This is a genomic window from Bradyrhizobium sp. 23, from assembly GCF_023073295.1.
Lineage (GTDB): Bacteria > Pseudomonadota > Alphaproteobacteria > Rhizobiales > Xanthobacteraceae > Bradyrhizobium > Bradyrhizobium canariense_D.
In genome coordinates, this window is record NZ_JADPJF010000151.1 from 704944 (window position 1) to 714601 (window position 9658).

The 9658-nt window shown below is 64.8% G+C and carries 7 protein-coding genes; 3 read left to right on the forward strand and 4 right to left on the reverse strand.

The features are described 5' to 3' along the window. Positions 1–37 precede the first annotated feature (37 nt). The gene (gene ccmA, locus IVB32_RS40490; protein WP_026233883.1) at positions 38–640 is read right to left on the reverse strand and encodes a heme ABC exporter ATP-binding protein CcmA; all 603 of its coding nucleotides are present in this window, start codon (positions 638–640) and stop codon (positions 38–40) included. 242 nt (positions 641–882) lie between these two features. Here ccmA and acnA point away from each other — a divergent pair, with 242 nt between their 5' ends. The 3 genes from acnA (at position 883) to IVB32_RS40505 (ending at position 5575) form a co-directional block, all read left to right on the forward strand. Beyond that, entirely contained in the window at positions 883–3603 is a 2721-nt protein-coding gene (acnA, locus tag IVB32_RS40495; RefSeq protein WP_018459820.1) for an aconitate hydratase AcnA, read from the forward strand. Between the two features lie 234 nt (positions 3604–3837). Next, positions 3838–4614, forward strand: a complete 777-nt coding sequence (locus IVB32_RS40500; protein ID WP_026233884.1) for a DUF1223 domain-containing protein — start codon at positions 3838–3840, stop codon at positions 4612–4614. Between the two features lie 592 nt (positions 4615–5206). Beyond that, a complete protein-coding gene (locus tag IVB32_RS40505) occupies positions 5207–5575 on the forward strand; it encodes a DUF2794 domain-containing protein (RefSeq protein ID WP_247372300.1) in 369 nt (122 codons plus the stop codon). Between the two features lie 92 nt (positions 5576–5667). Here the strand turns inward: IVB32_RS40505 and IVB32_RS40510 are convergent, their stop codons facing one another. The 3 genes from IVB32_RS40510 to IVB32_RS40520 form a co-directional block, all read right to left on the reverse strand. Then, positions 5668–6198: a GNAT family N-acetyltransferase gene (locus tag IVB32_RS40510; protein WP_018459823.1), complete on the reverse strand. Its 531-nt coding sequence runs from the start codon at positions 6196–6198 to the stop codon at positions 5668–5670. A 228-nt stretch (positions 6199–6426) separates the two neighbouring features. Continuing rightward, entirely contained in the window at positions 6427–7218 is a 792-nt protein-coding gene (locus IVB32_RS40515; RefSeq protein ID WP_007598855.1) for a Bax inhibitor-1/YccA family protein, read from the reverse strand. 270 nt (positions 7219–7488) lie between these two features. Beyond that, positions 7489–9658 (reverse strand): FtsX-like permease family protein (locus IVB32_RS40520; protein ID WP_247413128.1); only part of this gene is annotated, 2170 nt, incomplete at its 5' end.

The window sequence follows — 9658 nt, forward strand, 5'->3', positions numbered from 1 at the left end:
GAGTTCGGCCGCTTGGAAACCTGAGGGTCGACCCGAATCACGCCGCACCCCCGATCCGCAGCTCCCGCGAATCGATCCCGAGCGGGGCATGGGTGGCGGCGACGATCAGGCCGCCGCGCGCCAAGTGCCCGCGCATCAATCCGGAAAACATGTCCTGTCCCGCGACATCGAGCGCCGTGGTCGGCTCGTCCAACAGCCAGACGGGGCGGCGGACGGTGAGCAGGCGGGCCAGCGACAGCCGGCGGCGCTGGCCGGCGGACAGGAAGGCGGCGGGCAGATCGGCGGCATGGTCGAGCCCGACGGTGGCGAGTCCCTTGCCGGTGTCGAAACGCTCGCCGCCGAGAAAATCGGCCCAGAACGTCAGATTCTCCGCCACGCTCAGGGCTGGCTTCAGGGCGTCGCGATGACCCAGATAGTGGCATTGCTCCGGCAACGTCAGCTCGGCGTCACCCCCGTCCAGCGCGATCGTGCCGCTCGCCGGAATGAGCAGGCCCGCGATCAGCCTCAGCAGCGAGGTCTTGCCCGATCCGTTGCGGCCGACGACCGCCACGGCTTCGCCGGAGCCGGCCTCGAAATCGAGCGCGGAAAACACCTCGCGCCCGCCCCGCACGCAACTGACCCCGCGTCCGGAAAGCTGCATCTTGCCTCGTATCGATCCGCTCAAAGCCAGGCCTCAGGAAAACTTGGGGTAGCGTATGGGAATTTTTGGCTCGCGGATTGCCGCGGCACGATTGTGGCTGTGGCGGCGCGGTTAGAAAGCTTCTATAAGCCCGGAACTACTTGATGCGGCAACTCAACCTGCCCCTGCAAGTGACTCAGCCTGCCTACGCTGACGGTGTTAAAATACCCTGCCGGGTATAACTGACAATTGGGATTTCCTACATGACCTCGCTCGACAGCTTCAAATGCAAAAAGACCCTCAAGGTCGGCGCCAAGACCTATGTCTATTACAGCCTGCCCACGGCCGAGAAGAATGGTCTGAAGGGAATTTCGAAACTCCCCTACTCGATGAAGGTTTTGCTCGAGAACCTGCTCCGCAACGAGGACGGCCGCTCGGTCAAGAAGGAAGACATCGTCGCGGTGTCGAAGTGGCTGCGCAAGAAGTCGCTGGAGCATGAGATCGCCTTCCGCCCGGCGCGCGTGCTGATGCAGGACTTCACCGGCGTGCCCGCCGTGGTCGATCTCGCCGCGATGCGCAACGCGATGCAGAAGCTCGGGGGCGACGCCGAGAAGATCAATCCGCTGGTGCCGGTCGATCTCGTCATCGACCACTCCGTGATCGTGAACTTCTTCGGGGACAACAAGGCCTTCGGCAAGAACGTCACCGAGGAATACAAGCAGAACCAGGAGCGCTACGAGTTCCTGAAATGGGGCCAGAAGGCGTTCTCGAACTTCTCCGTCGTGCCGCCCGGCACCGGCATCTGCCACCAGGTCAATCTCGAATATCTCTCCCAGACGGTGTGGACCAAGAAGGAGAAGATGACGGTCGGCAAGAAGACCGGCACCTTCGAGGTCGCGTATCCCGACTCGCTGGTTGGCACCGATTCCCACACCACCATGGTCAACGGCCTTGCCGTGCTCGGCTGGGGTGTCGGCGGCATCGAGGCGGAAGCCTGCATGCTCGGCCAGCCGCTGTCGATGCTGCTGCCCAACGTCGTCGGCTTCAAGCTGAAGGGCGCGATGAAGGAAGGCGTCACCGCGACCGACCTGGTGCTGACGGTGACGCAGATGCTGCGCAAGCTCGGCGTCGTCGGCAAGTTCGTGGAGTTCTTCGGCCCCGGCCTCGACCATCTCTCGGTCGCAGACAAGGCAACCATCGCCAACATGGCGCCCGAATATGGCGCGACCTGCGGCTTCTTCCCGGTCGATGCCGCCGCACTGGATTATCTCAAGACCTCCGGCCGCGCCTCGGCGCGCGTCGCGCTGGTGCAGGCCTATGCGAAGGCGCAAGGGCTGTTCCGTACCGCCAAGTCGCCCGATCCGGTGTTCACGGAAACGCTGACGCTCGACCTCGGTGATGTCGTGCCCTCGATGGCCGGCCCGAAGCGCCCCGAAGGCCGCATTGCGCTGCCGTCCGTGGCCGAGGGCTTTTCGCTCGCGCTCGCCAGCGAATACAAGAAGGCCGAGGAGCCGGGGAAGCGCTTCGCCGTCGACGGCAAGAACTTCGACATCGGCCATGGCGACGTCGTGATCGCCGCGATCACCTCCTGCACCAACACCTCGAACCCGAGCGTGCTGATCGGCGCCGGTCTTCTGGCGCGCAACGCCGCCGCGAAGGGCCTCAAGGCAAAGCCGTGGGTGAAGACCTCGCTCGCCCCGGGCAGCCAGGTGGTGGCGGCCTATCTTGCCGATTCCGGTCTCCAGGCCGATCTCGACAAGGTCGGCTTCAACCTGGTCGGTTTCGGCTGCACCACCTGCATCGGTAATTCAGGTCCGCTGCCCGAGGAGATCTCGAAGTCGATCAACGACAACGGCATCGTCGCGGCTGCGGTGCTCTCCGGCAATCGCAACTTCGAAGGCCGCGTCTCACCGGACGTGCAGGCGAACTATCTGGCTTCGCCGCCGCTCGTGGTCGCCCACGCGCTCGCGGGCACCGTCACCAAGAACCTCGCCGTCGAGCCGCTCGGTGAAGGCAAGGACGGCAAGCCGGTCTACCTCAAGGACATCTGGCCGACGACCAAGGAGATCAACGCCTTCATGAAGAAGTTCGTGACCGCGTCGATCTTCAAGAAGAAGTATGCCGACGTGTTCAAGGGCGACACCAACTGGCGCAAGATCAAGACGGTCGAGAGCGAAACCTATCGCTGGAACATGAGTTCGACCTATGTGCAGAACCCGCCCTATTTCGAAGGCATGAAGAAGGAGCCGGAGCCGGTCACCGACATCGTCGAGGCCCGCATCCTCGCCATGTTCGGCGACAAGATCACCACCGACCACATCTCGCCGGCCGGTTCGATCAAGCTCACCTCGCCCGCCGGCAAATATCTCAGCGAGCACCAGGTGCGTCCGGCCGACTTCAACCAGTACGGCACGCGGCGCGGCAACCACGAAGTCATGATGCGCGGCACCTTCGCCAATATCCGCATCAAGAACTTCATGCTGAAGGGCGCCGACGGCAATATTCCGGAAGGCGGTCTCACCAAGCACTGGCCCGACGGCGAGCAGATGTCGATCTACGACGCCGCGATGAAGTACCAGCAGGAGCAGGTGCCGCTGGTGGTGTTCGCCGGCGCCGAATACGGCAACGGCTCCTCGCGCGACTGGGCCGCGAAGGGCACCCGTCTGCTCGGCGTGCGCGCCGTGATCTGCCAGAGCTTCGAGCGCATCCACCGCTCCAATTTGGTCGGTATGGGCGTGCTGCCGCTGACCTTCGAGGACGGCACCTCCTGGTCGTCGCTCGGTCTGAAGGGCGACGAGAAGGTCACGCTGCGCGGCCTCGTTGGCGACCTCAAGCCGCGCCAGAAGCTGACCGCGGAGATCGTCTCCGGCGACGGTTCGCTGCAGCGCGTTTCGCTGCTCTGCCGCATCGATACGCTGGACGAACTCGAATACTACCGCAACGGCGGCATCCTGCACTACGTGCTACGCAAGCTCGCGGCGTAAGCGCGGATTTGTGAACGGTGGCTCACTGCGAAGTGAGTAGTAGGTTACACGAAGGCGGCCTATCACAAGGCCGCCTTCACGCGTTTGCGGCAGGCTTCAGATGGGCCCGCCCGGCACAGAACCTCCCCTTGTACGGTTCTTGGACGGACAACAAATGTGTGAGGCCCGTAAGATTACGGTGACCATCCGGCGGTAAGATTTCCCTCTCACGAGCAATGGTGTGCGGCGTTCGACATGACAACAATGACGGCTTCTCATCTGGTTTCACGCTGGTCCGGTGCCCTCTGGTCGGGAGCTCTTGGTCTCTGTGCAATCGTCGCCGTCATCCGCCCTGCCGAGGCTGATCCCCGCGCCGTTGTCGAGTTGTTTACCTCGCAGGGCTGCTCCTCCTGCCCGCCGGCCGACAAGATCATCGGCGACCTCGCCCGCGATCCCTCGATCATCGCGCTGAGCATGCCGATCGACTATTGGGACTATCTCGGCTGGAAGGACACATTGGCCGATTCGCGCTTCTCTGCACGGCAGCGTGCGTATTCGCGCATGCGCGGCGACCGCGAAGTCTACACGCCGCAGGTCGTGGTCAACGGCTCCACGCATGTCGTCGGCAGCGACCGCACCGGCATCGAAAGCGCCATCGGCAAAACCGAGACGGGCACTGGTGTGATGAGCGTGCCGGTGACGATGTCGCTCGCGGGCAAGCAGATCAACGTCTCGGTGGCCGCGAGCAAGGAGCCGACAGCGTCCCACGGCGAGGTCTGGATCTGCTCGATTGCGAGGTCGGTGCCGATCGCGATCAGTCGCGGCGAAAATCGCGGACAGCAAGTGATCTATCACAACGTGGTGCGCAACCTGCTGAAGGTCGGCGACTGGACCGGCCGCCCGGAAAGCTGGACGGTGCCGATCGAGAACCTCACGCGTGACGGCGTCGACGGTGCCGTGGTCTATGTCCAGGACGGCAGCCGGGAGAGACCGGGCCCGATGCTGGGCGCGGCGTACACGTCGCTGCACTGACGCGCACTTCGAATCGTCCGACTCAAGCACACTCTCAATCCTCATGGTGAGGAGGCGCGTCAGCGCCGTCTCGAACCATGCAGGCCCTGCTGAGGCAGCTCGGCCTCGATCCTTCGAGACGCCGCTTCGCGGCTCCTCAGGATGAGGGGAAAGGGTTTTTGCTGAGATGCTGAGATATCCGTCGAGGCAGAAACATCCCGACCCAAACAATTCGACTCAAACAAAAAAGGACCAACTCGCGTTGGCCCTCCTTGTCGTGCGAACAGACCCGATCCTGACGGCCCCGGGGGGCTGGGGGCTGAGGAATCCGGAACCGAAAGGACCGGGTCAACGCACATAGGTCTTTTCGCAACGCAGGGCGGCAGTCGCTTGGCGGAAAAGCGGCGACACTATGATTCCTGCTAACGATCCCGTGACGGTTTGCCGCGACCGAGTTCCACCGCTGCGTGTGGGCGGATTGGCTCCGATTCCAAGGTCCTTCCAAGGGCCCTTGCGGTGGGGAACAGTTGGCGCAATCATGCAACCGTCATGATCCGCGGTCGAGGGACGGTCTTCGCGGACGCGGTCATGCTGATGCGACAGGAGGCGGCCTATGAGTCTGTCGGAGGATACCGATCCGAGCGAACAGCGTGCGGCGGCGCGCCCCGCCGCTTCGAATGCGCAACTGAGCCGCGTGACGTTCAACCGGCTCGAGCTGCACCGTATTCTCAATCTCTACGGCCGGATGGTTGCCGAAGGCGAGTGGCGCGACTATGCCATCGACTTCCTCAGGGATCGCGCTGCGTTCTCGGTCTTTCGCCGCGCCTCGGAAGTGCCGATCTATCGTATCGAGAAGGATCCGCGCCTCGCGCGCAAGCAGGGCATGTACAGCGTGATCTCGGCGACGGGCTTGATCCTGCGCCGCGGCCACGAACTGGAGCGCGTGCTCCTGGTGATCGATCGCAAATTGGCGGTGGTGTAGCAGGGATCCAGTAGCCCGGATGAGCGTAGCGACATCCGGGTCTTTGCTTGCAGCGTTCCCGGGTATCGCTTCGCTCACCCGGGCTACGGGCCTTACTTCCCCGGCACGCTCTTGGCGCCCTCGCCGAGGCTCCGCTGCATCATTACCGTGTCCAGCCAGCGGCCGAATTTCAGCCCGACGCTGGGATGCGTGCCGATCATTTTGAAGCCGGCCCTGGTGTGCACGCCGATCGAGCCGGCATTGGTGGAATCCCCAATTACCGCGATCATCTGACGGAAGCCGCGTGCCTCGCATTCGACGATCAGCCGCTCCAGCAGGAGCGCCCCGATGCCGCGGCGGTGGAAGGATGGATCGAGATAGATCGAGTTCTCGACCGTGAAGCGGTAGGCCGGGCGGGGCCGGTAGGCACCGGCATAGGCGTAGCCGGCGACGCGCCCGTCGAGGATGGCGACGAAATAGGGGTAGCCGCCGTCGATCAGCGTGCGGTAGCGGCGCGTCATCTCGGCAAGGTCGGGCGGCTCCAGCTCGAACGTCGCGGTGCCCTCGCGGACAGCCTGCCGATAGATGGCCGTGATGGCGGGGAGGTCGGCCTCGGTGGTGGGCCTGATATCGGGTGCGGACATGCCGCAAGATTAGAGCCTTCCCGGGGCGGCTGGAAGAGGCAACCGTGCTTCCTCATACTCCGTCCTTGCGAGGAGCCCTTGCGACGAAGCAATCCAGAAATGCACCAGCGGAGGGACTCTGGATTGCTTCGCTGCGCTCGCAATGACGGTGGGTGTTGAGAGGCTCGCCCCAAACAAAAACCCCGGCCTCTCGGCCGGGGGTTGCTGTCGTCCACTCTGGGCTGGCGCTTAGTCGCGCTGGCCGAGGAGCTGCAGGAGCAGCGTGAACAAGTTGATGAAGTTCAGGTACAGCGACAGCGCGCCGGTGATGGCCGCACGCTCTGCGATGTCACCGCCGGCCGAAGCGTAACCGTAGATGTAGTCGTTCTTCAGCCGCTGGGTATCCCAGGCGGTGAGGCCCGCGAACACCAGCACGCCGACCACCGACACGACGAACTGCAGCACCGAGCTCGCCAGGAACAGGTTCACCAGGCTCGCGATGACGATGCCGATCAGGCCCATGAACAGGAACGAACCCATTCCGCTCATGTCACGCTTGGTGGTGTAACCGTAGAGGCTGAGCGCGCCGAAAGTCGCCGCGGTGATGAAGAACACCCGGACGATCGAGGTGTGCGTGAACACCAGGAAGATCGAGGACAGCGAGACGCCCATCAGTGCCGCGAACACCCAGAACAGGATCTGGGCGGTCGAAGGAGCGAGCCGGTTGATGCCTGCCGAGATCACGAACACCATGGCGAGCGGCGCGAGCATGAACAGCCACTTCAGGGGGCTGACGAACATCGCGTAGCCGAACGGCGTCAGGAACAGCTTGCCGACCCGCACGGCTTCCGGGGTCGGAACGTCCGTCACGGCGGCCATGTAGACGCCGAGGGCGGCAAGGCCGGTGATGGCCAGGCCGATGCTCATGTAGTTGTAGATGCGCAGCATGTAGGCGCGCAGGCCGGCATCGACCGTCGCGGCGTCAACACGCCCGGCGGCCCTGCCGAAAGGAGAAGCGTAATTGCGGTCTAGGTCCGACATGGTCGAATTCCCGTTGGTTGGTCCGGTCCGGCATGAGGGTCGCCATGCCGCCGGTTCGTCAAATTCTATCTCGGATACCGATGTCTGCCGACTAAATTTTGGCTAACAATCGGGGCTCCGAACCCATTCGATATGTGGGAAACTAACACATTCGCTGCAACCGTCCACGCGCGGCTGAATGTCGCCCTTACCTGCAATCCAGACGAGCGGACGTGGTTAATCGCTGGAATCGTGCGATTTCGCTCCCGTGCCGCCGCCCGCTACCATTTGTCACAAATTCCGCAACACCGTGGCGGGCTTTTTGTTCAACGCCAGCAGGGTGCCGGCGAGCCCGAGGCCGACCGTGACGACCAAGGCAGCCGCGACCACGCCGGCTGCGCTGCCGCCCTGCCAGACGAAAGTGAGGGTCATCAGCCGGGTCACGATCATCCAGGCCGCGACGCTGCCGGCGAAAACGCCGAAGACCGCGGTGGCAAGCCCGATCAGGAGGTATTCGAGCGCATAGGCGCCGAGCAGCCGCAGCCGGGTCGCGCCCAGGGTCTTGAGGATCACCGCATCGTAGACCCGGTGGCGATGGCCGGCGGCGAGCGCGCCGCCGAGCACCAGGATCGCCGAGATCAGGGTCACCGCGCTGGCGCCGCGGATCGCCAGCGCCAGGTTGGTCACGACCGAGCCGACCGTCTCCATCACCTCGCGCACGCGCACGCTCGTCACCATCGGATAGGCGTCAGCGACCTCCTTGATGATCTTGCCGTCGCCGGCCGCATCGCCGCCGGCTTCCGTCAGCGTCGCGATGTGGGTGTGCGGCGCGCCCTTGAATGCGTTCGGCGAGAACACGAGGACGAAATTGATGCCGAGGCCCTGCCAGTCGATGCTGCGCAGATTGCTGATCTTCGCGGGGATGTCGCGGCCGAGGATATTGACCACGACCTCGTCGCCGACCTTGAGGCCGAGTCCGTCCGCGATCTTCTTCTCCATCGAGACCAGCGGCGGGCCGGAATAATCGGCGCTCCACCACTCGCCCTCGACCACCTTGGAGCCCTTCGGCAGCTCGGCGGTATAGGTCAGGCCGCGGTCGCTCTGCAGCACCCACTCGGAATCGGTGCTGGGCTTGAGCTCCTCGGCGCGGACACCACGGGCTCCGACGATCCGTCCGCGCAGCATCGGCACGTCGTCGACTTTCGCGCCAGGGGCGATCTGGCGCAGGTATGTGTCGAACTGCTCGGCCTGCGTGCTCGGAATGTCGATGAAGAAGAACGATGGCGCGTGCTCGGGCAGCGCCGCCAGGAACTGCCGGCGCAGATTGCCGTCGATCTGGGTGATGGTGACGAGCACGGCGAGCCCGAGCCCGAGCGACAGCACGACCGAGGGCGTCAGCGCGCCCGGCCGGTGGATGTTGGCAATCGCAAGTCGCAGCATCGGCCATCGCGTGCGCGGCAGCCGCCGTGCGATCGTCATCAGCAGGGCGGCAATGCCGCGGAGCAGCGCGAACACGACCACGGAGGAGGCCACGAACACCGCGGCGATGCGCTTGTCGAAGGACAGCCCGATCACGACCGCGATGAGCAGCGCGATCACGACGGCCATGAAGACGAGATAGCTCCAGCGTGGCCGATGCCATTCGGAGCTGATGGTGTCGCGGAACAGCGCCGCCACCGGCACGTCGTGCACTCGCCCGAGCGGCCACAGGCCGAAGGCAAGCGCCGTGAGCAGCCCGTAGACGAACGACAGCGCGAGCTCGTCGGCATGCACCGCCGGCACCACCGGCAGGGGCAGCAGCTTGCCGAATAGGCCGACGATCGCGAACGGCATGGCGGCGCCTAGTGCGAGGCCGATCACTGAGCCGATCGCGGCGAGCAGGAGAACCTGGGCGAGATAGATGCCGAACACGTCGCGCCCGGTGGCGCCGACGGCCTTGAAGGCCGCGATCACCTCGAGCTTGTGGTCGATATGGGCCTTGACGGCATTGGCAACGCCGACGCCGCCGACCAGCAGCGCGGCGAGGCCGACCAGCGTCAGGAACTGCGTGAAGCGGTTGATGTTGCGCTCGAGCTGCGGCGAGGCATTGGAGCGGCTGCGGACCTCCCAGCCGGCCTGCGGCGCGGCGTTGCGGGCGTCCGCGATGAAGGCGTCGGTGGCGCGCTCGTTGTTGGCGATCTCCGGCAGCTTCACACGATAGACCCAGCGCACCAGGCTGCCGGGTTGGACGAGCCCTGTCGCGCGCAGGCCCGCTTCGCTGATCAGGAAGCGCGGGCCGAAGCCGATGCCGCCTGCGAGCTTGTCGGGCTCGGCTTCGACGGCGCTGCGGATCTGGAACGTCGCAGCCCCGACGGTGACGCGATCGCCGGTCTTGAGCGACAGCCGCGCCAGCAGTGTCGGATCGGCGGCCGCGCCGAACGCGCCGTCGCGCTCCGCGAGCAACTCGGACATCGGCAGCGGC

Coding starts and splice junctions, on each gene's coding strand:
- IVB32_RS40505 (WP_247372300.1), top strand. CDS start 5,207: ATGAGTCTGTCGGAGGATACCGATCCGAGCGAACAGCGTGCGGCGGCG.
- acnA (WP_018459820.1), top strand. CDS start 883: ATGACCTCGCTCGACAGCTTCAAATGCAAAAAGACCCTCAAGGTCGGC.
- ccmA (WP_026233883.1), bottom strand. CDS start 640: ATGCAGCTTTCCGGACGCGGGGTCAGTTGCGTGCGGGGCGGGCGCGAG.
- IVB32_RS40515 (WP_007598855.1), bottom strand. CDS start 7,218: ATGTCGGACCTAGACCGCAATTACGCTTCTCCTTTCGGCAGGGCCGCC.
- IVB32_RS40510 (WP_018459823.1), bottom strand. CDS start 6,198: ATGTCCGCACCCGATATCAGGCCCACCACCGAGGCCGACCTCCCCGCC.
- IVB32_RS40500 (WP_026233884.1), top strand. CDS start 3,838: ATGACAACAATGACGGCTTCTCATCTGGTTTCACGCTGGTCCGGTGCC.